At 63.6% G+C, this 22,966-nt stretch carries 27 protein-coding genes and 1 other RNA gene; 11 read left to right on the top strand and 17 right to left on the bottom strand.

Features of this window, described 5'->3' with window-relative positions:
• Window positions 1-30: 30 nt before the first annotated feature.
• Both DC363_RS05360 and DC363_RS05365 read right to left on the bottom strand, forming a co-directional pair.
• On the bottom strand, window positions 31-1,962 hold the full coding sequence (locus tag DC363_RS05360; RefSeq protein WP_108640104.1) for an extracellular solute-binding protein: 1,932 nt from the start codon (window positions 1,960-1,962) through the stop codon (window positions 31-33).
• A 166-nt stretch (window positions 1,963-2,128) separates the two neighbouring features.
• On the bottom strand, window positions 2,129-2,644 hold the full coding sequence (locus DC363_RS05365) for a c-type cytochrome (RefSeq protein ID WP_108640314.1): 516 nt from the start codon (window positions 2,642-2,644) through the stop codon (window positions 2,129-2,131).
• Window positions 2,645-2,765: 121 nt separating this feature from the next.
• Between DC363_RS05365 and DC363_RS05370 the strand changes: the two genes are divergently transcribed.
• The gene (locus DC363_RS05370) at window positions 2,766-3,614 is read left to right on the top strand and encodes a prephenate dehydratase (protein ID WP_108640105.1); all 849 of its coding nucleotides are present in this window, start codon (window positions 2,766-2,768) and stop codon (window positions 3,612-3,614) included.
• Between the two features lie 2 nt (window positions 3,615-3,616).
• On the opposite strand, the gene DC363_RS05375 is transcribed toward DC363_RS05370, so the two are convergent.
• A complete protein-coding gene (locus DC363_RS05375) occupies window positions 3,617-4,078 on the bottom strand; it encodes an SRPBCC family protein (protein ID WP_108640106.1) in 462 nt (153 codons plus the stop codon).
• A gap of 51 nt (window positions 4,079-4,129) precedes the next feature.
• Window positions 4,130-5,086, bottom strand: a complete 957-nt coding sequence (gene nudC / locus DC363_RS05380; RefSeq protein WP_108640107.1) for an NAD(+) diphosphatase — start codon at window positions 5,084-5,086, stop codon at window positions 4,130-4,132.
• Between the two features lie 83 nt (window positions 5,087-5,169).
• Here nudC and ffs point away from each other — a divergent pair.
• The 6 genes from ffs (at window position 5,170) to recR (ending at window position 9,639) form a co-directional block, all read left to right on the top strand.
• Window positions 5,170-5,268, top strand: an RNA gene (gene ffs, locus DC363_RS05385) — signal recognition particle sRNA small type.
• An 87-nt stretch (window positions 5,269-5,355) separates the two neighbouring features.
• The gene (rsgA, locus tag DC363_RS05390; RefSeq protein WP_108640108.1) at window positions 5,356-6,378 is read left to right on the top strand and encodes a ribosome small subunit-dependent GTPase A; all 1,023 of its coding nucleotides are present in this window, start codon (window positions 5,356-5,358) and stop codon (window positions 6,376-6,378) included.
• A gap of 46 nt (window positions 6,379-6,424) precedes the next feature.
• Window positions 6,425-6,808 (top strand): DUF202 domain-containing protein, encoded by a 384-nt coding sequence (locus tag DC363_RS05395; RefSeq protein WP_108640109.1) that lies wholly within the window; start codon window positions 6,425-6,427, stop codon window positions 6,806-6,808.
• Window positions 6,809-6,844: 36 nt separating this feature from the next.
• The gene (locus tag DC363_RS05400) at window positions 6,845-8,641 is read left to right on the top strand and encodes a DNA polymerase III subunit gamma/tau (RefSeq protein WP_108640110.1); all 1,797 of its coding nucleotides are present in this window, start codon (window positions 6,845-6,847) and stop codon (window positions 8,639-8,641) included.
• A gap of 58 nt (window positions 8,642-8,699) precedes the next feature.
• Window positions 8,700-9,044: a YbaB/EbfC family nucleoid-associated protein gene (locus DC363_RS05405; RefSeq protein WP_108640111.1), complete on the top strand. Its 345-nt coding sequence runs from the start codon at window positions 8,700-8,702 to the stop codon at window positions 9,042-9,044.
• A gap of 1 nt (window position 9,045) precedes the next feature.
• Complete coding sequence (recR, locus tag DC363_RS05410; RefSeq protein WP_108640112.1) at window positions 9,046-9,639, top strand: recombination mediator RecR; 594 nt, start codon at window positions 9,046-9,048, stop codon at window positions 9,637-9,639.
• Window positions 9,640-9,795: 156 nt separating this feature from the next.
• Here recR and DC363_RS05415 read toward each other — a convergent pair whose 3' ends face one another.
• Window positions 9,796-10,545 carry a DUF1013 domain-containing protein gene (locus DC363_RS05415; protein ID WP_108640113.1) on the bottom strand — a complete coding sequence of 250 codons (750 nt, stop codon included), beginning with the start codon at window positions 10,543-10,545 and terminating at the stop codon, window positions 9,796-9,798.
• A gap of 116 nt (window positions 10,546-10,661) precedes the next feature.
• Between DC363_RS05415 and DC363_RS05420 the strand changes: the two genes are divergently transcribed.
• Entirely contained in the window at window positions 10,662-11,306 is a 645-nt protein-coding gene (locus tag DC363_RS05420; protein ID WP_108640114.1) for a ribonuclease T2 family protein, read from the top strand.
• Here the strand turns inward: DC363_RS05420 and DC363_RS05425 are convergent.
• The gene (locus DC363_RS05425; RefSeq protein WP_108640115.1) at window positions 11,303-12,301 is read right to left on the bottom strand and encodes an NAD(P)H-quinone oxidoreductase; all 999 of its coding nucleotides are present in this window, start codon (window positions 12,299-12,301) and stop codon (window positions 11,303-11,305) included. The two genes, DC363_RS05420 and DC363_RS05425, sit on opposite strands and share 4 nt — an antisense overlap.
• The gene (locus tag DC363_RS05430) at window positions 12,283-12,975 is read right to left on the bottom strand and encodes a COQ9 family protein (protein WP_108640116.1); all 693 of its coding nucleotides are present in this window, start codon (window positions 12,973-12,975) and stop codon (window positions 12,283-12,285) included. The genes DC363_RS05425 and DC363_RS05430 overlap by 19 nt, the downstream gene beginning before the upstream one ends.
• A gap of 114 nt (window positions 12,976-13,089) precedes the next feature.
• On the opposite strand from DC363_RS05430, the gene rpsU reads away from it, so the two are divergent.
• Entirely contained in the window at window positions 13,090-13,296 is a 207-nt protein-coding gene (gene rpsU / locus DC363_RS05435) for a 30S ribosomal protein S21 (protein ID WP_009159816.1), read from the top strand.
• A gap of 313 nt (window positions 13,297-13,609) precedes the next feature.
• On the opposite strand, the gene DC363_RS05440 is transcribed toward rpsU, so the two are convergent.
• Window positions 13,610-14,071, bottom strand: coding sequence for an Lrp/AsnC family transcriptional regulator (locus DC363_RS05440; protein WP_241962930.1), 462 nt, complete (start codon window positions 14,069-14,071; stop codon window positions 13,610-13,612).
• A 130-nt stretch (window positions 14,072-14,201) separates the two neighbouring features.
• Here DC363_RS05440 and ald point away from each other — a divergent pair, with 130 nt between their 5' ends.
• Window positions 14,202-15,320, top strand: coding sequence for an alanine dehydrogenase (ald, locus tag DC363_RS05445; protein WP_108640118.1), 1,119 nt, complete (start codon window positions 14,202-14,204; stop codon window positions 15,318-15,320).
• 58 nt (window positions 15,321-15,378) lie between these two features.
• On the opposite strand, the gene mscL is transcribed toward ald, so the two are convergent.
• The 6 genes from mscL to pheS all read right to left on the bottom strand — a co-directional run bounded on the left by mscL (window position 15,379) and on the right by pheS (window position 21,263).
• Window positions 15,379-15,810, bottom strand: a complete 432-nt coding sequence (mscL, locus tag DC363_RS05450) for a large conductance mechanosensitive channel protein MscL (RefSeq protein ID WP_108640119.1) — start codon at window positions 15,808-15,810, stop codon at window positions 15,379-15,381.
• Between the two features lie 120 nt (window positions 15,811-15,930).
• Entirely contained in the window at window positions 15,931-16,377 is a 447-nt protein-coding gene (locus DC363_RS05455) for a YtoQ family protein (protein ID WP_108640120.1), read from the bottom strand.
• A gap of 88 nt (window positions 16,378-16,465) precedes the next feature.
• A complete protein-coding gene (pheT, locus tag DC363_RS05460; RefSeq protein WP_108640121.1) occupies window positions 16,466-18,865 on the bottom strand; it encodes a phenylalanine--tRNA ligase subunit beta in 2,400 nt (799 codons plus the stop codon).
• A 71-nt stretch (window positions 18,866-18,936) separates the two neighbouring features.
• A complete protein-coding gene (locus tag DC363_RS05465) occupies window positions 18,937-19,362 on the bottom strand; it encodes an ASCH domain-containing protein (protein WP_108640122.1) in 426 nt (141 codons plus the stop codon).
• A 269-nt stretch (window positions 19,363-19,631) separates the two neighbouring features.
• Window positions 19,632-20,198: a hypothetical protein gene (locus DC363_RS16655; protein ID WP_146180745.1), complete on the bottom strand. Its 567-nt coding sequence runs from the start codon at window positions 20,196-20,198 to the stop codon at window positions 19,632-19,634.
• A 3-nt stretch (window positions 20,199-20,201) separates the two neighbouring features.
• Entirely contained in the window at window positions 20,202-21,263 is a 1,062-nt protein-coding gene (pheS, locus tag DC363_RS05470) for a phenylalanine--tRNA ligase subunit alpha (protein WP_108640315.1), read from the bottom strand.
• Between the two features lie 132 nt (window positions 21,264-21,395).
• Here pheS and DC363_RS05475 point away from each other — a divergent pair, with 132 nt between their 5' ends.
• Window positions 21,396-21,944, top strand: a complete 549-nt coding sequence (locus DC363_RS05475) for a lysozyme inhibitor LprI family protein (protein ID WP_108640123.1) — start codon at window positions 21,396-21,398, stop codon at window positions 21,942-21,944.
• 57 nt (window positions 21,945-22,001) lie between these two features.
• Here DC363_RS05475 and rplT read toward each other — a convergent pair whose 3' ends face one another.
• From rplT to DC363_RS05490, 3 genes are all read right to left on the bottom strand, one after another.
• A complete protein-coding gene (gene rplT / locus DC363_RS05480; protein WP_108640124.1) occupies window positions 22,002-22,361 on the bottom strand; it encodes a 50S ribosomal protein L20 in 360 nt (119 codons plus the stop codon).
• Window positions 22,362-22,373: 12 nt separating this feature from the next.
• On the bottom strand, window positions 22,374-22,574 hold the full coding sequence (gene rpmI, locus DC363_RS05485) for a 50S ribosomal protein L35 (protein ID WP_108640125.1): 201 nt from the start codon (window positions 22,572-22,574) through the stop codon (window positions 22,374-22,376).
• Window positions 22,575-22,701: 127 nt separating this feature from the next.
• On the bottom strand, window positions 22,702-22,926 hold the full coding sequence (locus tag DC363_RS05490) for a hypothetical protein (protein WP_108640126.1): 225 nt from the start codon (window positions 22,924-22,926) through the stop codon (window positions 22,702-22,704).
• Window positions 22,927-22,966: the final 40 nt, after the last annotated feature.

Below are 22,966 nucleotides of genomic sequence, written 5' to 3' on the forward strand. Positions count from 1 at the left end.
TTGCTTAGGCTTCTTGTTGGATGGCAGGGCCTAGAGGGCGCCCGCCGCTTTCAGTTCTTCGGCCCGTTCGGCGTCATACCACCAGAAAGACAGGTTCCCCAGCGAGAAGGGCGGCAACGGGTCGGGATAGTCGTACATGTCGTAATAGGCGACCGTATGGACCGACTTGTACCATTGCGGCACCCAGAACCCCATGGCCCGCAGCACCCGGTCCAGCGCATGGGTCGCGGCGGTCATCTCTTCCAGCGTGGTGGCGTCGATGATGGCGGTGATCAGGCGATCCACAGCCCCATCCTCGATCCCCATCAGGTTGCGGGAACTGTCTGCGGCGGTCTCGGAGCCGAACCACTGGCGCAGGCCGATGCCCGGCTCGTACCCTTGGGTCATCGTGTGGTTGATGAAGTCGAAATCCACCGGCGCCTGCAGACGGTCCACGTATTGCGCGAAATCCACCCGGTCGAGCTTGGCCTGCACCCCCAGCCGCCGCAGGTTCTCGATATAGGGGTTCACGATGCGGTCGAACGAGGGAGAGGTTTGCAGGAACTCGATGGACAGCACCTCTCCGTCCTTGCGGCGGATACCGTCGCTGCCCGCGATCCAGCCCGCTTCATCGAGCAGTGCCGACGCGCGGCGCAGGTTGCCGCGATCCGTGGGACGGGCGGGGTCGGACGTGGGCGGCAGGACCGCCTCATCGGTCAGGATCGACGCATCCAGCAGCCCTTCGTCCACCAGCGGTTGCAACAGCGCCAGCTCATCCTCGCTCGGGGTGCCGCGCGCTTGCAAGTCCGAGTTCTGCCAGAAGGATTCGACGCGGTCATACAGCCCGTAGAACAGCGTCTCGTTTGACCATTCGAAGTTGAACATCAGGCGGATCGCCTCTCGCACCAGTGGGTCCTGAAACTTCGGGTCGCGCATGTTGAAGATGAAGGCCTGCGCGGACGCGATGCTGCCATCGGGCAGTTCTTCCACTTTGACCCAACCTTTCTCCACGGCCGGAAAGGTATAGCCGGTCGCCCACTGGAGGGAGGAATTTTCCTGCCGGAAGGTGTATTCACCGGCCTTGAACGCCTCGAACGCCGCCGCGCCATCGGCGAAGTATTCATAGCGGATGGTATCGAAGTTCGCCTGTCCGATGTTCATCGGGTGATCCGCGCCCCACCAGTCGGGATCGCGCTGGTAGATCACGTTGCGGTTGGTGTCGAAACTGCCCAGCACATAGGCCCCCGACCCCAAAAAAGGCTCATCGGTGCTTTTGTCCAGCCGCGCGCCGGTCTCTTCGAACCAAGCCTTGGAGAACACCGTCTGGCCACCGGCAATGCCGATCACGTCGCGGCGCGGGGCATCCTCGGTGAACAGGTATTTGACGCGGTAGGGCCCGAGCACTTCGGTCCCGTCGAGGTATTCCGACACGACGTTCACATATTCCGGCAGACCCTGCGTCATGAACAGGTTGTGCGTGAATGCTATGTCCTCGGCGGTGATCGGCGTCCCGTCGGCAAAGGTCATATCCTCGCGCAGGTTGAAAATCACCCAGTCCTTGCTTTCGGGGTATTCGATCGTCGTGCACATGTAGCAATACAGCCCGTACGGATCGTCGGCGGTGCTGGTCATGATGCTTTCATACATCAGCCCCGTGCCTGCCGCTGCCGCACCTTCGCGGGTGTAGTTGTTGAACGTGTCAAAGGTGCCCCGCGCCCAGACGCTGATCTCGCCCCCCTTGGGGGCGTCGGGGTTCACATAGTCCAGATGCGCCATGTCGGGGCCGTATTTCAGCTCTCCGAAATTGGTATACCCGTGCGAGGTGATGACGGTCTCCGCCTCTTGCGCGCCCGCCCATGTCGCCATGCCCAGCGCCAGCGCCACGCCGGTCACCAACACCGCGAGCTGGGACCCCGTGTCGGGGACGGGCCGGGCGGCGGCCTGTGCCATTGCGGGGGCGGCGGGACGGTGGGTCTGGGACATCGAAGCACTCCTGCGGGGATCGTTACCGTTGCATGAGGCTAAATCGCCAAAGGCCAGAGTTTCAAGGCGAGATTGCGTGATCGCGCCGTGACGGGCATCCCCCCGCCCGCCCAAACAAAAAGGCCGCCCCCGGGGGGCGGCCTTTTGGGTGCCGTGAAAGGCGAATTTAGTCGTCGAGGCTGTCGAGATAGGCGATCAGGTTCGCGCGATCCTCGATCTTGCGCATGCCGTTGTAGGTCATGGCGGTGCCGGGCGCATAGCCGCGTGGGTTCTCAAGGAAGTGGTTCAGCTCTTCCGGGGTCCAGACGTCGTTCACGGCGATCAGGCTGCCGGAATAGTTGAACCCGTCAACCGAGGCCACGTCGCGGCCAACCACGCCGTAAAGATGCGGGCCGACGCCATTCGCGCCGTCTTCAAGCTGGTGACAGGCCGAACAGGCGCGCCACAGGCTTTCGCCATCGGCGGCCGAGGCTTCGGCATAGAATTCTTCGAAGGCGGGGCCTTCCTCTGCGGGCTCCTCGCCCTCATCCCCGCCGGCCACGGGAATGACATAGGCCTGTTCGTGCTCGCCGTGACCGCCACCGTGATAGATCGTCTCGGCTGCCCAACCGCCCAGCAAGAACACCAACAGGGTGCCGCAAAGGGCGCCAATCACTTTGGTCAAGGTCATTGTGTCGAACATGTCGCGATCCATTTGCTTCCTGATTCAGACGCCATGTATCCGCTTCCCTCGGGAATTATCAAGGTGTAGCACCGCGACCAATTGGCTAATTTGCGTGATTTTGGGGTATCGGGGGGGATTGATGACAAAACGCATCGCTTTTCAGGGGGAACCGGGGGCCTATGGGCACCAGGCCTGTGTCGAAGCGCGGCCCGATCATGAGCCGCTCCCCTGCCCGTCGTTCGAAGCCGCGATCGAAGCGGTGCGCAAGGGCGACGCCGATCTTGGCATGATCGCGGTCGAGAATTCGACCTATGGCCGCGTGGGCGACGTGCACACGCTTCTGCCCGAAAGCGGGCTGCATATCATCGACGAAGCCTTCGTGCGCGTGCACATCAACCTTCTGGGCAAACCCGGCGCGCAGTTGCACCAGATCAAGACGGCGGCCGGGCACCTTGTGATCCTGCCCCAATGCAGCATGTTCCTGCGCGAAAACGGCATCCAGACCGAGGTGAGCCCCGACAACGCCCGCGCCGCCATGGATGTGGCCGAGGGCGACGACATGACCAAGGGCGCGCTGGCCTCCGAGATGGCGGCGGATATCTACGGGCTCAACATCCTCGCCCGCCATATCGAGGATCACGACCGCAACACCACCCGTTTCCTGATCATGTCCCGCGATCCCGATCTCACGCGGCGCGGCAAATACGGCATGGTCACCAGCTTTGTCTTCCGCGTGCGCAACATTCCGGCGGCGCTGTATAAGGCGATGGGCGGTTTTGCCACCAATGGCGTCAACATGACCAAGCTGGAAAGCTACATGGTCGGCGGGCACTTCACTGCAACGCAGTTCTATGCCGAGGTCGAGGGCCACCCCGACGACCGCAACCTGCAACTGGCGATGGAAGAGCTCGACTACTTCACCGACCACATCAAGCTGATGGGTGTGTTCCCGGCCGCCGCGCGGCGGCACGAAAAGGCGTCCAAGTAGGTCTAGCCGCGATAGCGGGATTCGACGTCCTTGGCGAAGGTGGCGACCACATCCTTGAAGCGTTGCTCGGTCTTGCCCTTGGCGAACCGGATCGACTGCATCATCAACTTGGCCGGAATCGACTTCGCGCCCGCATCCGCCGAGACGATCAGCCGCGTGCGCGCGCGCGACAGGGCCACAAGCTCGACCCGTGTCGTTCCGTCAACGCTGGGCGAGGTCACGTCGACGGTCAGGCCATGGGGCGCGTCGACCTTGACGATCTCGGCCATGACCACGCGATCCTTGCCGCGCATCCGGAACTTCACCCGCCATTTCGTGCCCACGGCGGGCGCGTCGCCCCCCTGAATCCGTTCAACATCGCCCCCACGCCGCATGATCGACCGCTCGAAGGCGGGGAAATCTGTGACCTGCGCGAAGACGTGGTCGATCGGGGCCTCAATATCTGAGCGGGCGGTGAAATCCATGCTGTCCTGTCATTCTGCGCGGCCTTGCTGGCCGATTGTCGTTTGCTGCGGTCAATCTAGACTATCCGCCAGCCAGTTCTCTAGCAAAAAGTGCGCAATGGCACCGGCGCGCGCGGGCTTGATCGTCGGGTGCGTGCCGTGGGCAACCCGCGCCATATCCGTGCGCGAGACCCAGACCGCATCTTCCAGCTCAACCGGGTCCAGCGTGATCTCGGTCGAGGTCGCCAGCCCCAGACAGCCGATCATCAGCGATGACGGAAAGGCCCAGGGCTGGCTGGCCAGATAGCGGACGGGGCCGACGGCGATCCCCGCCTCCTCAAACACTTCGCGGCGGACGGCGGCCTCAATGGTCTCACCGGGTTCGACAAATCCGGCCAACAGGGAATACATCCCCTCGGGCCAGCCGGGCGAGCGCCCCAAGAGCACGTTGTCGCCGGACAGAATCAGCATGATCACCACCGGATCGGTGCGCGGAAAATGGAAGGTGCCGCAGGCAGGGCAGACGCGCCTCCAGCCTGCGTCGTCGGGCGCACTCTCGGCCCCGCAGGTCGAACAGAACCGGTGGCTGCCGTGCCAGCCGATCACCGCCCGCGCCGTCGCCGCAAGCTCGGCGTCGCGGGCGCTCAGTGTCGTCATCACCGCGCGAAGTTCCGCGAAATGCGCGGCAGCCGGCATGGCCGGGTGGTGTTGCTGCGACGGGTCGAGGAACGCGCCGAAATCGGCGGCTTCGCTCACGTCCGGGTCCCAGCGGGTCAACTCGGCGGCGAAGACGGGGCCACCTTCGTCTAGCCCCAGAAACAGACGCATGTCGCTCGCGTCGCCCAGCACCGGATGGTCAAGCGGCACACGGGACAGGCCCGCGCCCGCCCCGTCCAGCAGGGGTTTGCCGCGCCACAGCACGATGCACCGCGCGGCGGGATCGGCCAGCGTTTCCGCAATCGCGCCCCGTAAATGCGCCGCCCGGTTCAGGCCCGAGCCGCCAAAAGTCACTGTTTCCGCATGTTCCATCCCGCAGGGGTGCCACGGCGCAATGGCAGGCGCAATGCATCACCCCCCTTGCGCGGGCCGGTTCGCGTTCGTATATGGGGGGGTGAGAGGTTGGCGCGGGCAAGTGCCTCGCCAACCTGGTCAGGTCCGGAAGGAAGCAGCCACAACGAGCCCCACTTGGGTCGATGTCCAACCTCTCACCCACCGCGACGAGGCCTTGCGTCTTCGCGGATTTGGACAAAGCGAAAGCGCAGCTTTTGCGACGTCAAAAAATAATATACTCCACCTGCATGAATCAGACCCTCGCCGCCCTCGGCTGGACCGACCATTTCGCCCGTCAGGTGCAGCTTGACGCCGACCAGCGCCCGACCCGCATCACCGCCGTGCACCGGTCGCGGCTGGACGGGTTGCAGGCAGGGGGCGCGGTCTCGCTCTCGCCTACGGAAAGCGCGGGCAGCTACGCGGTGGGCGATTGGGTGGTAGCGAGTGGCGCGGCAGCCTCGGCCCCGTTGGAGCGGACCACCGCGATCACGCGTCGTGCAGCGGGCGAGGAATCCAAACCGCAACTTATCGCCGCCAACGTGGACACGCTGGGCATCGTCACCAGTTGCAACGCGGATTTCAACGTCGCCCGGCTGGAACGCTATCTGACCATGTGCGCGGCGTCCGGCTGTTTGCCGCTGGTGATCCTGACCAAGGCCGACCAATGCGACGATCCGCAAGACTTCGTGAAACAGGCGGAACGGCTCTCACCGCTGCTCAGTACTATCGCGATCAACGCGAAAGACGCCGAAGACGTCGAACGTCTGAACCCGTGGTGCGGGGCGGGCCAGACGCTGGCGCTTGTGGGATCCTCCGGCGTCGGCAAGACCACGATCCAGAACCGCCTGACGGGCATCGAAGATACCACGCAGGACATCCGCGCCGATGACGCCAAGGGCCGCCACACCACGACCAACCGCAACCTGCGGGCGACGCGGGCGGGGGGCTGGCTGATCGACACGCCGGGCATGCGCGAGTTGCGGCTGGTGGACGCGGAAGACGGAGTTGAGGAGGTGTTCTCGGACATCACCGAGCTGGCGGCGCTGTGCAAGTTCAACGACTGCGCCCACCAGACCGAGCCCGGCTGCGCCGTGCGCGCCGCCATCGACAACGGGACGCTGGACGCGGACCGGCTGGACCGCTGGCGCAAGTTGGACCGGGAGAACCGCTTCAACACGGCGACCGTGGGCGAGAACCGCGCCCATCAACGCCGCCTGCAAAAGCTCTATGATGCAGGGCAAGAACGCGGCCGCAGCAAGCGCGGCAAATAGCTTCGTCCTATCTTGCAGGCGATCTGCGCCGCGCTAGATCCTGCCCATGACAGACAAGACCGACCTTGCAGAAGACCGCACCGAATGGGCCGAGGTCCGCACCGATTGGGCCGAAGACCGCACGATCATGGCCAATGAGCGGACCTTCGTCAGCTGGATCGGCGGTGGCATGGGGGCCATTGGCGTCGCCCTGGCCTTTCAGGCGATTTTTGGCAAATTCGAACCGACCTGGGTGGCGAAAACCGTCGCAACCCTCCCCCTGATCACCGCCGTCGTCCTGTTCGTCACCGCCGAGCGCAAGGCCAGCCAGACCCTGACCCGGCTGAACGATCACAAGGTCGAAGCCTCGGGGGGTAAGACGCTTAAACTCGTCGCCGGCCTGCTGTCGCTCACCGCGTTGGGCACGGGCGGCATCCTCTGGTCACTCTAGCTAGACGTTGCCGGACCCCCGGCGTAGTTTAAGCGGATGAGCGAATCCGACACCCCCAAATACCAAGTCCTCGCGCGGAAATACCGCCCCGAAACCTTTGCCGATCTGGTCGGGCAGGATGCCATGGTGCGCACCCTGAAAAACGCCTTTGCGGCGGACCGGATCGCGCAGGCCTTCATCATGACGGGCATCCGCGGCACCGGTAAAACCACCACCGCGCGGATCATCGCCAAGGGCATGAACTGCATCGGCCCCGATGGTACCGGCGGCCCCACGACCGACCCTTGCGGCGTCTGCGAGCATTGCGTCGCGATCATGGAAGGCCGCCACGTTGACGTGATGGAGATGGACGCCGCGTCGCGCACCGGCGTCGGCGACATTCGCGAGATCATCGAAAGCGTGCATTACCGCGCCGCCAGCGCGCGCTACAAGATCTACATCATCGACGAAGTCCACATGCTCTCGACCAGCGCCTTCAACGCCTTGCTGAAAACGCTGGAAGAGCCGCCCGAGCACGTCAAATTCATCTTCGCCACCACGGAAATCCGCAAGGTGCCGGTCACGGTGCTGTCGCGTTGCCAGCGTTTCGACCTGCGCCGGATCGAGCCCGAGGACCAGATCGGCCTGCTGCGCCGCATCGCCACCGCCGAAGGGGCCGAAATCACCGACGACGCGCTGGCTTTGATCACCCGCGCCGCCGAAGGCTCGGCCCGGGATGCCCAGTCGCTGCTGGATCAGGCGATTTCCCACGGCGCGGGCGAGACCACCGCCGATCAGGTGCGCGCGATGCTGGGCCTCGCCGATCGTGGCCGCGTGCTGGACCTGTTCGACATGATCCTGCGCGGTCAGGCGGGCGACGCGCTTTATGAATTGTCGAGCCAATATGCCGATGGTGCCGACCCCATGGCGATCCTGCGCGATCTGGCTGAAATTGCCCATTGGGTCAGCGTCATCAAGATCACGCCCGACGCCGCCGACGATCCAACCATCGGGCCGGACGAGCGCACGCGCGGCGCGCAAATGGCGCAGGACCTGCCCATGCGGGTGCTGTCGCGCCTGTGGCAGATGTTATTGAAATCCCTTGAGGAAGTCGCCATCGCGCCCAACGCAATGATGGCTGCCGAAATGGCGATCATCCGGCTGACCCATGTCTCGGACCTGCCCACTCCGGACGAGCTGGTGCGCAGGCTGGACGGGCAATCGCCGCCCCCCGGCGGCCCTGGCGGCGGACCGGGCGGTGGCCCGCGTCCTGCTCCGGCATCCCCCGCGCCATCCGCCCCTGCCCCATCGACCGCATCGGGCCCTAGCACACCGCCCACACCGACCCATTCCGGCCCCAGCGGCACGACGATGTCCACAGGCGGCCCCGTGACTGCCCCCGCCAGCGAAGAGGCGCTGGCCCACTACCCCACCTTCGCTTCGGTGGTGGAGCTGATCCGCCGGCACCGCGACGTCAAGCTTCTAGTCGAGGTCGAGACCGGCGTGCGCCTTGCTGCCTATCGGCCCGGTCGCATCGAATTCGTGCCCACGCCAGACGCCCCGAGAGACCTCGCCGCGCGGCTTGGCTCGCGCTTGCAAGCCTGGACCGGCAACCGTTGGGCCGTGACGCTGGTCAACGACGGCGGCGCGCCGACGATCGCCGAAGTGCGCGACGCGGAAGCCACCGCTCTGCGCGAAAAGGCCGCCGCCCTGCCGCTGGTGCAAGCGGTGATCACCCAGTTCCCCGGCGCGAAAATCACCGACATCCGCACCCCCAAGGCGCTTGCGGCCGAAGCCGAACTCGAAGCCCTGCCCGAGGTTGATGACGAATGGGACCCCTTCGAGGACGGCTAACTTGCAGCAGGCTCGCCGCACCCCTATCTAGGGCGCAACACAAATTCAGGAGATTTCGATGTTCAAAGGACTAGGCGGCCTCGGCGATATGGCCGGCATGATGAAAAAAGCCCAGGAGATGCAAAAGCAGATGGGCGAGCTGCAGGACGAGCTGCACAACGTCATGGTCGTGGGCGAAAGCGGCGCCGGTCTGGTCAAGGCGACCGCCAGCGCCAAGGGCGAACTCAAGGCGCTCGACATCGACCCGTCGATCTTCAACGGCGACGACAAGGAAGTGGTCGAGGATCTGATCCTTGCCGCGATCAAGGACGCGCAGGCGAAAGCCTCCGACAAGGCGCAGGAAGAGATGCAGAAACTCACCGACGGGCTGGGCCTGCCGGCGGACATGAAACTGCCGTTCTGATTTGAGCCCGGCGCCCAAAGACATCGACGCGCTGATCGACCTGATGGCCCGCCTTCCGGGCCTCGGTCCCCGTTCGGCGCGCCGCGCGGTTTTGCACCTGATCAAGAAACGCGGGGCGCTGCTCACACCGCTGGCCGAGGCGCTGACCACGGTCGGCGCCACGGCGCGCGAATGCCTCAACTGCGGCAACATCGGCACTGCGGATATCTGCGACATTTGTGAAAGCGAAAAACGCAACATCGGCCAGATCTGCGTGGTCGAAGATGTGGCCGACCTCTGGGCGATGGAACGGGCGGGCGTGTTCAAGGGCCGCTACCACGTGCTCGGCGGCACCCTCTCGGCGCTCGACGACATCGGCCCCGACGAATTGCGCATCCCCAAGCTGCGCGACCGGATCACCACCGAAAACATCACCGAAGTGATCCTTGCCCTTGGCGCTACCATCGACGGGCAGACCACGGCCCATTACATCGCCGACGAATTGCCGGGGGTGCAGGTCACCTCACTGGCCCAGGGCGTGCCTGTGGGCGGAGAGCTCGACTACCTCGACGATGGCACGATCACCGCCGCGCTCAACGCCCGCAAGTCGCTCTGACCCCTTTCATCTTTGCTTCACAAATATCCCCGCCGGAGGCTCCGACAAAGCCGCCCGCGATCTCGCCTGACTAGGCACGCCGCGTTCGCACCTGGGCCAGGCACGCAAAAGCCCCGACCGAAGGGCCGGGGCTTTGCAAAGACCGGTCAGAGGGCTTTAGTTGTCCTCGTCATCCTCATCATCGTCGGGCAGGTTGAAGAAGGAATCCGCGTCCGGAACCGAGGTATCCTCTTCCGGCTCGGCCGGACCGTCGCCAAGGGTGAAAGTCTCGAGCCCTTCCATCGAGGCGGGGATTTTCGGCTCGGGATCGCCGCCAAGGCTTTGTTCGGTGCTGACCAGCTTGCGCCGCTCATCGTCGGTCATCACGCCGCCTTCCTTAGCCTTCTTCTCGCTCGCCTTCTGGACGGCGGCATCCAGTTCGGACTGTTTGCACAGCCCCAGCGCCACGGGGTCGATGGGTTCGATGTTGGCGATGTTCCAGTGCGTCCGCTCGCGGATCGCCTGAATCGTCGGCTTGGTGGTGCCCACCAGCTTGGAAATCTGACCGTCGCTCAGCTCGGGGTGGAACTTCACGAGCCACAGGATCGACGCGGGCCGGTCCTGACGCTTGGACAGCGGCGTGTACCGCGGGCCACGGCGCTTCTCCTCGCCCGAGGCGGCGGGGTTGTGCAGCAGGCGCAGCTTGTGCTTGGGGTTCGCCTCGCCCTTGTCGATCTCTTCCTGGGTCAACTGCTTGTTGCTGATCGGGTCGAACCCTTTCACGCCAACCGCCACATCACCATCGGCGATGCCCTGCACCTCAAGCTCGTGCAGGTCGCAGAAATCGGCGATCTGCTTGAAGGTCAATGTCGTGTTGTCGCACAGCCAGACGGCTGTGGCTTTGGCCATAATCGGTGTACCGCTCATAACGTCTTCTCCTAATGATCGACACGCCTCTCCCGCGCCCTTGAAGGGGCAGACCGCTTCCGGCCGGGTTCACGTTGTCGGGGAACTTGGGCGCTATATAGTGGCTGAAGTGATTCATGGAAAGACCCCAAATGCTGCGACTTCTGGCCCTGCTTTCGACCCTGGCCCTGCCCGCGCAGGCGCAACATACCGCTGGCGACTTCGATTACTATGTCTTGGCGCTGTCGTGGTCGCCCAACTGGTGCGCGCTTGAGGGTGCGGACCGGGGCTCTCCTCAGTGCGATAACGGCGCGGATTTCGGCTGGGTGCTGCACGGGCTCTGGCCGCAGTATGAACGCGGCTGGCCCGCCGATTGCCGCCACAGCTTCCGCAATCCGTCGCGGTTTGAGACCTCGGCGCAGGCGGATCTTTTCGGCTCGTCCGGGTCGGCGTGGCACCAGTGGAACAAGCACGGATCGTGCAGCGGTCTGGCGCCGAACGATTACTATGCCCTTGCCCGCGAAGCCTATTCCCGGATTGCGCGGCCCGAGGTGTTCCGCAAGCTCGACCGTGCCGTGACCCTGCCCGCCTCGTTGATCGAAGAAGCATTCATGAAGGAGAATGACGGCCTCGACGCGGATGAGATCACGATCACCTGCCGCGCGGGCCGCATCCAGGAGGCGCGGATCTGCCTGACGCGCGATCTGGACCTGCGGCGCTGCGGCGACGACGTGATCCGTGACTGCACGTTGGACGACGCCCTGTTCGCGCCGATCCCCTAAGCGTCCGCTTCGGCGACCCTGAGCACGATCTTGCCGATGTGCGCGCTGCTTTCCATGCGCGCATGGGCCTGCGCCGCGTCCCCCAGGGCGAATTCCCGATCTATCACGGGGGCGACCTTGCCCGCCGCCAGCACCGGCCAGACCTGCGCGCGCAACTGCCGGGCGATCTCGGCCTTGGCCAGATCGGACTGGGGCCGCAGGGTGCTGCCGGTGAGCGTCAAGCGGCGCATCATCATCTGGGCGAAGTTCACTTCGACCTTCGCGCCCTGAAGGAAAGCGATCTGCACCAGCCGCCCGTCGTCCGCCAACGTCTTGAGGTTGCGCGGCAGGTAGTCGCCACCGACCATGTCGAGGATCAGATGGGCCCCACCCTCTGCGCGCACCGCCTCGACGAAATCACGTTCCTTGTAGTTCACCGCCAGCTCTGCCCCAAGGTCGCGGCAGGCCTGACATTTCTCGTCGGTGCCTGCGGTAGTGAACACCCGGGCGCCGAAGTGGCGGGCAAGCTGGATCGCTGTGGTGCCGATGCCGGAGGACCCGCCATGGACCAAGAACCGCTCGCCCGCTTGCAGCCCGCCCCGCATGAACACGTTGGACCAGACGGTGAAGAAGGTTTCGGGCAGGCAGGCGGCTTGCCGCAGGTCCATGCCGTTGGGCACCGGCAGACAATGGGCCGCGGGGGTGCAGACCTCTTCTGCGTAGCCGCCACCGGGCAACAAGGCGCAGACGGCATCGCCCACGGCCCAATCGGTCACGCCGGCACCGATGGCGCTGATCTCGCCTGCGGCTTCAAGCCCCGGCAGATCGCTGGCGCCCTTCGGAGGCGCATAAAGACCCGCTCGTTGCAGCGCATCCGGGCGGTTCACCCCGGCATAGGCCACCTTGATCCGCACCTCACCATGCCCCGGTTCGGGCGTGGCGCGATCGGTGAGGCGCAGCACGTCCGGCCCGCCAGCTTTGGTGATCTCGACAGCCTTCACGACGGCAAATCCCATTTTCCGGGCACATCACGGGGGCGGTCCGACGGCGGCTTGATGGGGGCGGTCAGCGCCCCCAAAGCCTGTGCGAAGGGCTTGGTCAGCGGGTTTTTCGCGACCGCCGATTTGACCTTCTCGAACTGCATGACGTTGTCGATGCGGCGGTCGATAAAGGCTGTTGTGTTCGCTGTGGCGGGGCTGTTGTCACCCAGCCAGAACAGCACGACCGATCCCCAAACCGCCGAGAGGGTCGCGCGTTTGGTGTACCAGTTCACATCGTCCGAGCGGTCCCCCAAAGCCGTCCAGATCGCATCGGCGGTGTCCCAGATCAGCTTCGATCCTTCGGGGGCCAGATGCGGCAGGGCAAACAGGGTCATCCCACGGCGCACGGCTTCCTTGTCGGTGATCACATCCAGCCGCGTGCGCACCGCATAGGCCACCTTGTCGCGAAAGCGCATGCCGTCCAGATCGGCGGTCTGCAGCGCCGAGACCATGGCCGAATCCCCCCGCCGGTGAAACAGGATCGCCAGATCCGTGGCCCCGCGCGGACAGATCGCATGGGCATGGTCCAGCGACATCCCCGCATCACGCGCGGCGGCGGTGAAGGCGTCGGACGACCAGCCATCAAAGGCCACATGTGGCAGGATCGCATCCAGCAGGGCTTCGGTTTCGGGCGTCAGGGTGGCAGACATCGGCGGCTCCAGTTCTGGCTTCGGTCAGATACTAGACAAGATAAGGCAGGCTTGCTATATGGCCACTTCCTGCAAATCCTTGCAAATCCAACTTAGAAAGGTGGTGAAAACCACATGCAGGTTAGTGTTCGTGACAACAACGTCGATCAGGCGCTTCGTGCCCTGAAGAAAAAGCTCCAGCGTGAGGGCGTTTTTCGTGAAATGAAGCTCAAGCAGCATTTCGAGAAACCGTCCGAGAAAAAGGCGCGCGAGAAGGCCGAGGCCATTCGCCGTCAGCGCAAGCTGGCTCGGAAGAAAGCACAGCGTGAGGGGATGCTCTAAGCACCCTTTTCGACTGAACACCAAAGAATAGCAAAAGCCCCCATGCATCGCTGCACGGGGGCTTTTCGCTGTTCATACGCTCTGAAACATGCGCGAGTCGTTATGTATCAGACGATCCCGGCAAGGCTCAGGATGACAATCACGACCACGATCAGGCCAACAATATATAGGATATTTCGCATTCTGTATTCCTTAGATGAGGTTGATGAGGGCAATGACCACAACGACTAGACCAACCAGTATCAATATTCCGCGCATGTGTCTTCCTCCGTTAGATTGTACTGACTAACACCCCACGCAACAGAAAGTTCCGTTACACCGGCAACGCGGTCGTCTGGCGCACGGTGCGCAGCGCAAAGGACGAATGCATCCCCTGCACGCCGGGCAGGCTTGACAGATACCGCCGGTGAATGCGCGCGAAGTCGTCGGCATCCTCGGCCACGATCTTCAGAAGGTAGTCCGCCTGCCCCGCCATCAGGTGACATTCCAGCACATCGGGAATCCGCGCGACCGATTTCTCGAAGGCGTCCAGCACGTCGTCGGCCTGCGCGCGCAGGGTAATCTCGACGAATACGATCGTCTTGCGGTTCACCCGGCGCGGATTGACCAGCGCCACATAGCCGCTGATATAACCCTCTTTCTCGAGCCGCTGCACCCGCCGGTGACAGGCAGACGGCGAAAGATGCACCTTCTCCGACAGCTCCGCATTCGACAGCCTCCCCTGTTTCTGCAAGGCGTTCAACAAGCGGCGGTCGGTGTCGTCGATGTCGGTCACTGCAATCTCCTTCGAAGAAACTTCGATTCTGCCGAAGATTCGTGCAAAGTCTACCGCTAACAGCGTCGCCGTTGCCATTCCTTTTCGGGGCGAACTGCGCAAGTCTGTGCCCACACAATGGGAGAGACACATGCACATCGGTTGTCCGAAAGAAATCAAACCGCAAGAATTCCGCGTCGGTCTGACGCCAAGCGCCGCGCAGGAAGCGATCAGCCGCGGCCATAAGGTCACGGTTGAAACCGGGGCCGGGACCGGCGCGGGGTTCACCGACGAAGACTATGCCAGCCTTGGCGCCGAGATCGCGGAAAGCGCCGAGGCGCTCTTTGCCGCCGCTGACATGATCGTCAAGGTCAAGGAACCGCAAGCGCCCGAGCGCAAGATGCTGCGCGAGGGCCAGCTGCTGTTCACCTATCTGCATCTGGCCCCGGACCCCGAGCAGACGAAGGACCTCATTGCTTCGGGCTGCACCGCCATCGCCTATGAAACCGTGACCGACCGCAACGGCGGCCTGCCGCTTCTGGCGCCCATGTCCGAGGTGGCCGGTCGGCTCGCCCCGCAGTCCGGTGCCTGGGCCTTGCAAAAGGCGAACGGCGGCAGCGGCGTGCTGCTGGGCGGTGTGCCGGGCGTGCGCCCGGCCAATATCGCGGTGATCGGTGGTGGCGTTGTTGGCACGGCAGCGGCCCGCGTGGCCGCCGGCATGGGCGCGAATGTGACCGTTCTGGACCGCTCCGTGCCGCGCCTGTCCTATCTCGACGACGTCTTTATGGGGCGGCTGACGACCCAGTATTCCGATCAGGCGGCGGTGGAAGAGCTTTTGCCCCGCATGGACATGGTCATCGGCGCGGTCCTGATCCCCGGGGCCGCCGCACCCAAGCTGATCAGCCGCGACCAGTTGAGCCAGATGAAGCCCGGTTCGGTTCTGGTGGACGTGGCCATCGATCAAGGCGGCTGCTTTGAGACGTCGCGCGCCACGACTCATCAAGACCCGATCTACGAGGTCGATGGCATCATCCATTACTGCGTCGCCAACATGCCCGGCGCGGTCGCGCGCACTTCGACCATCGCGCTCAGCAATGCGACGATGCCCTTCATGCTGGCGCTCGCCGACAAGGGCTGGAAACAGGCCTGCAAAGACGACGCACACCTGCTGAATGGCCTGAACGTGCATGCGGGCAAGCTGACCTATGCCGCGGTCGGCGAGGCGCTGGGACTGGATTATATCACCCAGCAGGAGGCTTTGGCGCTTTAACCCGGGCGCAAGCAAAAGGCCCGCCAAAGGGCGGGCCTTGTCACAGACGTCGAAGCCTTCAGGTTTTCTTCAGGCTGTCGCGGATCTCCAGCAGCACGTCGAGCTGCGACGGACCAGAGTCCACCTCGGGCGCGACCTCGTCCGGTTTTTCCGCCGCAGCCTTGATGCGGTTGACCATCTTGACCAGCATGAAGACCACGAAGGCGATGATGAAGAAGTTGACCACCGCCATGATGAACCGTCCCACCGCAAAGACCGAGGCCCCGGCCTCTTCCGCTTCGGTGATCGACGCATAGGCCGAGGCATCGCCGCCGATGACGTAATACCAGCCGGAGAAATCGATTCCGCCGGTGAAAATGGCGATGATCGGGTTGATCAGATCGGCCACAAGGGACGAGACGATCGCGGTGAACGCCGCGCCGATGATGATGCCCACGGCCATGTCCATGACATTGCCCTTGGCGATGAAGTCCTTGAATTCGTTCAGCATGTAAATGTCCCCGTCCCGTTTGTTCCCGCGGCAATTGTGCCGCGTGGTCCAGATTTAGCGCAGCCGGTGCGGTCTGGCTAAAGGTTTTTGGGCTTTGCCTTTTGCGTCGCTGTCGCGCGCTCAGGACGGAAGCGTGCCGGTCAGGACGTAGCGCAGGATCTCGACCACCTGCGACGGCTCGCGCGCGACGGCAAGGGCGGCGGCGTCCACCTCTTTGAGGGCGTGGTCATGATCGGGCTGTTGCAGCACAATAAGCGATTTCCCCAAGGCCGCCGCATAGCCCGCGTCGAAGGCCGCATTCCACTGGCGGTATTTCTCGCCAAAGCGGACCACGACGACATCCGCATCGGCAATCCCCTTGCGGGTGCGGATCGCGTTGATCATGGCGCCCTTGTGGTCGTGCCAATACTTGTTCGGCTCGTCCCCCAGAATGGCGACGCCGCAATCGTCTGACGCATCATGATCGGTCACGGGGCTGAAAAACTCGACGTCCAGCCCCTCGGCCCCCGTGGTGATCTGTTCGCGCCAATCGGTGTGGATTTCGCCGGATAGATAGACCTTGAGCATGTTACGCCTCCTGATTTTCTAGGTTCGCCCCATCCTAGCGGATCGGGCGCGCCATGCCACCCGACATGGCGCAGGCAACGGGCGGACCCTATCCGCGCAGGGTGCCGCCGGTGGCCTTGGTGACCTTTTCGATGATCTTCGCGCTCACAGCTTCAAGGTCGGCTTCCTTCAGCGTGGCCTTGGTGGGCTGCATCCGCACGGTCAGCGCGAGGGATTTTCGGCCCTCGCCCAGACTGCCGCCGACGAATTCGTCGAAGACGCGCACATCTTCGATCAGCGCCTTGTCCGCTCCGGCCGCGGCGTTCACCGCCGTCAGGGCATCCACCTGCGCATCCATCACGAAGGCAAAGTCCCGCTCGACCGCCTGCAGGTCAGGAAGCGCCGCCGCGCCGCGGTTGGCGGTCTGCTTTCGGGGCAACGGAATCTCTTCGGGGTAAAGCACGAAGCCCACGACCGGCCCTTTGACGTCCATCGCCGAAAGGATGCGCGGGTGAATTTCGCCAAACACCCCCAGCACCTTTTTCGGGCCAAGACAGATCTTGCCGTGGCGTCCGGGATGCCAGACGTCGCCCGCGCCGCGCAGGATCTGCGTCTTGGCCGGCGCACTCATCGCTGCCAGCACGGCTTCAGCGTCCGCCTTGGCGTCGAAAATATCCACGTCGCGTGACGTGCCATGCACGTCCTTTGGGCCGGTTTTGCCGACCAGGATGCCGGTGACGCGAGGGTGCTGTTCGCCCGGCTCACCGCCGTGGAACACATCGCCCGCCTCGAACAGGGCCAGATTCGACTGCCCGCGCGCCTGATTGCGCGCTGCCGCTTGGAGCAGACCGGGCAGCAGCGCGGGCCGCATGTGCGACATCTCGGAGCTGATCGGGTTGGCCAGCATCGTCGCATCGGTTCCGCCGCCGAACAGCGTGGCCGAGGCCCGGTCAATGAAGCTGTAGGTGACGCATTCGTTGTAGCCAAGGCTGGCCGTGGTGCGTCGCGCCAGGGTCATGCGCTTTTGCATCGGCGTCAGCACGGGGGCCGGCACGCCGGCGCGGGCGCGCGCCATCGGGGCGGGTTTGAGCTTGGTGAGCGACGCGATGCGCGCGACTTCTTCCACCAGATCCGCCTCGCCCTGCACGTCCGGCCGCCACGACGGCACCTGCGCCATGTCGCCCTCCATCACGAAGCCCAGCTTGGTGAGCGTGTCGCGCTGGGTGTCAGCAGGAATGTCCATGCCCACGAGAGAGGAGCAGCGGTCGGTGTCGAGCTTATAGGCGCGTGTGGTGTCGGGGATCGCACCGGCCTGCACGACTTCGGAGGCCTCACCGCCCGCGTGATCGACGATCATCCGCACCGCATGCTCCAGCCCTTCGGGGGTGAAGGCCGGGTCGATGCCACGTTCGAACCGGTAGCGGGCGTCGGAATTGATCTTCAGCGCACGGCCTGTGTAGGCGGTGCGGACCGGATCGAAATAGGCGGCTTCAACGAAGACGTTCGTGGTCTCTTCGGTGCAGCCGGTGCGCAGGCCGCCCATGACGCCGGCGATGCTCTCGGGGCCCTCCGCGTCGGAAATGATCGTCGCACCCTCGGGGAAGGTATATTCTTTCTCGTCCAACCCGACTAGCGTTTCACCCCCCTTGGCACGGTGCAGCCGCAGGGCGTTGCCGGTGATCTTGTCGGCGTCGAACACGTGCAGCGGGCGGTTGAGATCGTAGGTGAACCAGTTCGTCACGTCGACCAGAAAGCTGATCGGACGCAGCCCGATGGCGCGCAACTGCGCCTGCAGCCAGTCGGGGCTGGGGCCGTTCTTCACGCCCCGGATCAAGCGGCCGAAGAACACGGGGGCCTGTTCGCGGGTATCCTCGTCTATGGTGACGCTGACCGGGCTGGGGAAACTTGCCGGCACCACCTCAACCTCGCGAGGTTTCAGCGTGCCAAGCCCCCGGGCCGCCAGATCGCGGGCGATACCGCGCACGCCCAAAGCATCGGGGCGGTTGGGGGTGATGGCGATTTCGATGACCGGATCGATCTTGTCGGGGTCGTTTTCCGCCAGCCAGTCGGTGAACTTCTGCCCGACATCACCGGAGGGTAGCTCAATGATGCCGTCGTGCTCATCGCTCAGTTCAAGTTCGCGCTCGGACGCCATCATGCCGTGGCTCTCCACGCCGCGGATGTTGCCCACCGAGAGCGTCACGTCGATGCCGGGCACGTAGTCGCCGGGTTTTGCCAGCACGACGGTGATGCCCGCGCGGGCGTTGGGTGCGCCGCAGACGATCTGCTTGTCGCCCTCGTCCGTGGCGACCGTGCAAACGCGCAGCCGGTCGGCGTCGGGGTGCTGTTCGGCGTGGGTCACCTTGGCGAGCGTGAAGGCAGACAGTTTCGCCGCAGGGTCCTCGACCCCCTCAACCTCAAGCCCGAGGTCGGTGAGCGTGTCTGCGATCTCCTCGACCGAGGCATCGGTGTCGAGGTGGGATTTGAGCCAAGAAAGGGTGAATTTCATCGTGTCGGTCCTGCCAATCGGGTGTTGGCGGGGGTGTAGCGGATTGGCGCGCCAGGGGAAAGGCTGAACCCTTAGAGCGCGCGCCCGTCGAGGTCTTCGACCAGTTCGAAATGCTCGAAGACGAGCATCATCTCGGGGTCCCAGCCGCCATTGCGCCGGAAGTAGGCCTTGTGCCCCTTGCGCCACCCCAGCAGGCTGTCGTCTTCACCCTCGGCCAGCGCCATCTTCTCGGTGACGTCGCAAAATCGGATTTGCTCGACCGATGTGGTCTTGATGACCAGCGCGGGCGTGCCGTCCCAATAGGCGCAGATATCAGTGCGGCCCACGACGGGCATGGCCTCGGGCTCATCCTCGAAATCGCGCAAAGCGCCGCAGGTGGCGCGTTTCCTGCCGTCACGGACAAGCTGGATGAGGCGGGCGGAAAGTTCGGCGGAGTCCCCGAATTTGAAGGTTCCGGCACCGGGGTAGGTTTCTTGGAGGTCTTCGATATCGGGCATGACGTGGCTTTCGGTTGAGGTGGGCTGCACGCACCCTACAGCGCAAGTGCCGCAAGCGGTAGGGCAGCGCCCGACCCTGGGGTTGAGGCCGTCTTGGAAACGCATGAGATGCGTTTCAGGCCGAAACGGGGAAGCCCCGGGGGCGCATCGAACACTCACAGTTTGGCGCTAGGGACGGACAATCGTCAGCGTAGCAATGTGTTGCACCGGTGCAAAAGCGCCCTCCCGGGGGGAGGGTCGGGCGCTGCCCGTGCTATGCACGGACCCAGCTACGCAAAAAGCAGGTAAACCGCACCGTAGAACGTTGCTAATAACCCCGCCATCATCAAATACCCAATCAAGAATACAATCGGCTTCGAAAATTGTCGCTGAGGCAGAAACTTCACTTCTCGTGTAAGTGCGTCAGGACAATTAACGGTCATTAATACCAGCCCTCTAGAAGCTAAGTCGACCGTATCGACAATCAACAGTTCACTTGGTGAAATGGACGGCACGCGAATGCTGAAATGACCATTGGCCATAATACGAGGTTCATGATCGCGCGGGGGCCAGAGTGTATAGCTGTTAGGCGGCGCGCTTAGTACCAATTCGACGTTAGTCGCTGGCTTCTTACCCAAATTTTGAACATAGAGCTTTTCTGTCGCTATCGAAACGCGGCTATTTGCATTTTCATTCAACTGAAAGGCTTGACTACTAACATTCGTCGAGCCCCAAATGATCCGAACTTTAGACTTAAAGAAGGACAGGAGAAAGGTTGTGAAAAGCGTCAGAAAGACGGCGTATGCGAAGTTATGGTAATCCGCAGTCGCCTGCCACAAGGCATGCAAGACCCCCACGCCCTACCCCCCATGCACCGTCGGCACCTGCAACGCACTAAACCCGTAGTGCTTCAACCAGCGCAAGTCGGACTCAAAGAACGCCCGCAAATCGGGGATGCCGTATTTCAGCATAGCGATGCGGTCGATACCCATGCCGAATGCAAACCCTTGGTACTCGTCCGGATCGACGCCCGCGGCTTTCAGAACCTTGGGGTGCACCATGCCGGAGCCCAGAACCTCGAGCCAGTCGTCCCCCTCGCCCACGGTCACGGTGCCGCCAGAGAAGTCGCACTGGATGTCGACTTCGGCGCTGGGTTCCGTGAACGGGAAGTGCGAGGCGCGGAAGCGGGTTTTGACGGTGGTGCCGAAATAGGCGGTGAAGAACTCTTCCAGCACCCATTTCAGGTTCGCCATGCTGAGGTTCTTGTCGATCGCCAGCCCCTCAACCTGATGGAACATCGGCGTGTGCGTCTGATCGTAATCGGCACGGTAAACGCGGCCGGGGCAGATGATGCGAATGGGTGCGCCCTGCTTTTCCATCTCGCGGATCTGCACCGGAGAGGTGTGGGTGCGCAGCACGTGCGGCGGGCGATTGTCGCCTTCGTCGCGGTGCATGTAGAACGTGTCCATCTCGGCCCGCGCGGGGTGATGGCCGGGGATGTTGAGCGCGTCGAAGTTATACCAGTCGGTGTCGATCTGGGGGCCTTCGGCGGTGGCGAAGCCCATGTCGGCGAAGATCGCGGTGCATTCCTCCCAGACCTGTGAAATCGGGTGGATCGTGCCGACCCGCCGATGCCGCGCGGGCAGCGTCACGTCAAGCCATTCGGTCTTGAGCCGCGCATCCAGCGCCGCATCCGCCAGCCCGGCCTTCTTGGCTGCAAGCGCTGCGTTGATCTCGTCCTTCAGGGCGTTGAGCGCGGGGCCAACCACCTGCCGCTCTTCCGGGGTCATCTTGCCCAGCTCGCGCATCTTCAGGCTGATCTCGCCCTTCTTGCCCACGGCTTGCAGGCGCAGCTCTTCCAGCGTGGCCTCATCAGCGGCCTTGCCGATAAGATCGAGGTATTTGCTCTTGAGATCGTCCATGTCGCCGTCCATCCTTGGGCCCTTTTTCGCTTGGGTTTCAGGTAGCGAAAGGGGGCCGCGGTTGCAAGGTGCGCGGGGCGGCTCTGGCCGGATCGCACGTGGGCACTAGGTTTCCCCGACAGGAGGTCCGCCATGCGCATGCTTATCATCCTTGCCCTGATCCTGCCCGCCACGATGGTCTCGGCGCAGGAGTGGTGCGACAGCGCGTCATTGAACCCGACCGAGCGGACGATCTGCGCCGATCCGATCCTGGGCGAGCTCGACGCGGACCTGACCCGCGCCTATCGCGCCTCGGACCGCGACCGGGCGGCGCAGTCACGGTGGCTGCGCGCGCGCAATGCCTGCGGGACGGCGATCGGGTGCATCGAAGAACGCTACGCCGAAAGGATTGCAGCCCTGCGCGGCGCTAGGCCGGTGCGGTCGGACCTGCGCCCGTGGTGCGACGGGGCGCGGCTGAACCCGACGGAACAGACGATCTGCCGGACCGAAACGCTGGCAGATCTGGATGCGGCACTGCAGGCGATCTACGGCGCGGCGCAGGCGCGGGATGCGGACGGCGCGCAGCTGCGCTGGCTGCGTGGGGATCGGGACGCCTGCGGCACGGATACGTTCTGCATCGGCGATGCCTATCTGCGCCGGATCATGGCGTTGGGGCGGCAACTGCGTCTTGACGGGAACTAGACAACGAAAAAGGCCGCCCCAAAGGAGCGGCCTTTCGCATTTCGATCGCAGCTTGGCTTAGGCCATGGCTGCTTTTGCTTTTTCAACGATGGCACCGAAGGCCTCGGGCTCGTTCACGGCCAGATCGGCCAGAACCTTCCGGTCGACTTCGATACCGGCCAGATTCAGGCCGTTGATGAAGCGGGAATATGTCAGGGATTCGTCCACCGACCGCACAGCGGCGTTGATCCGCTGGATCCACAGGGCGCGGAAGTTGCGCTTGCGGTTGTGACGGTCGCGTGTCGCGTATTGGTTCGCCTTGTCGACGGCCTGACGCGCAACCTTGAAGGTGTTGGAGCGACGGCCATAATAGCCCTTCGCTGCATCCGTTACCTTCTTGTGACGACGATGAGTGACTGTACCACCTTTAACTCGCATATCAGAAACTCCTTATCGTGCGTATGGCATCATGGACTTGATGATTTTCTCATCAGCCGCACAAAGCGTTGTGGTGCCGCGCGCGTTGCGCAGGAACTTGTTGGAGCGTTTGATCATGCCGTGGCGCTTCCCGGCCTGACCGGCCAGAACGCGGCCCGTGGCCGTCACTTTGAACCGCTTCTTGCAGCTCGATTTGGTCTTCATCTTAGGCATTTCCGTCTCCTCTTTGGGTCGGTAGATGAACGCGACTCGGCATGCCAGACTGGCCGGACGCGCGGTTGGAAATGGGCATGTAGCCGAGGTTCGCCCCTATCGCAAGCGGATTCGCCTGCGAAGGGCGCTAGTAGATGTAGCGCCCGACGACCGAAACGAAGATGTCGGGAATGTCGGCCAGCGCCACCCCGCCCGGACGGTCGCGGATCGCCAGCACGATCAGCGCGCCGGACACCATGACCGCAATCGATGCGGCACGGGGGACCCGACCGTCTGCCAATGCCCCCATTATGGACGGAATGGAAAACCCGCCGACGACAAGGCCGATGACCAGCAAAAGCTCCGGATCCATGCTCAAAAACCCTCAAATCAATGTAATTGAGGAAATTAAG

Source organism: Thalassorhabdomicrobium marinisediminis (assembly GCF_003072065.1).
GTDB lineage: Bacteria > Pseudomonadota > Alphaproteobacteria > Rhodobacterales > Rhodobacteraceae > Octadecabacter > Octadecabacter marinisediminis.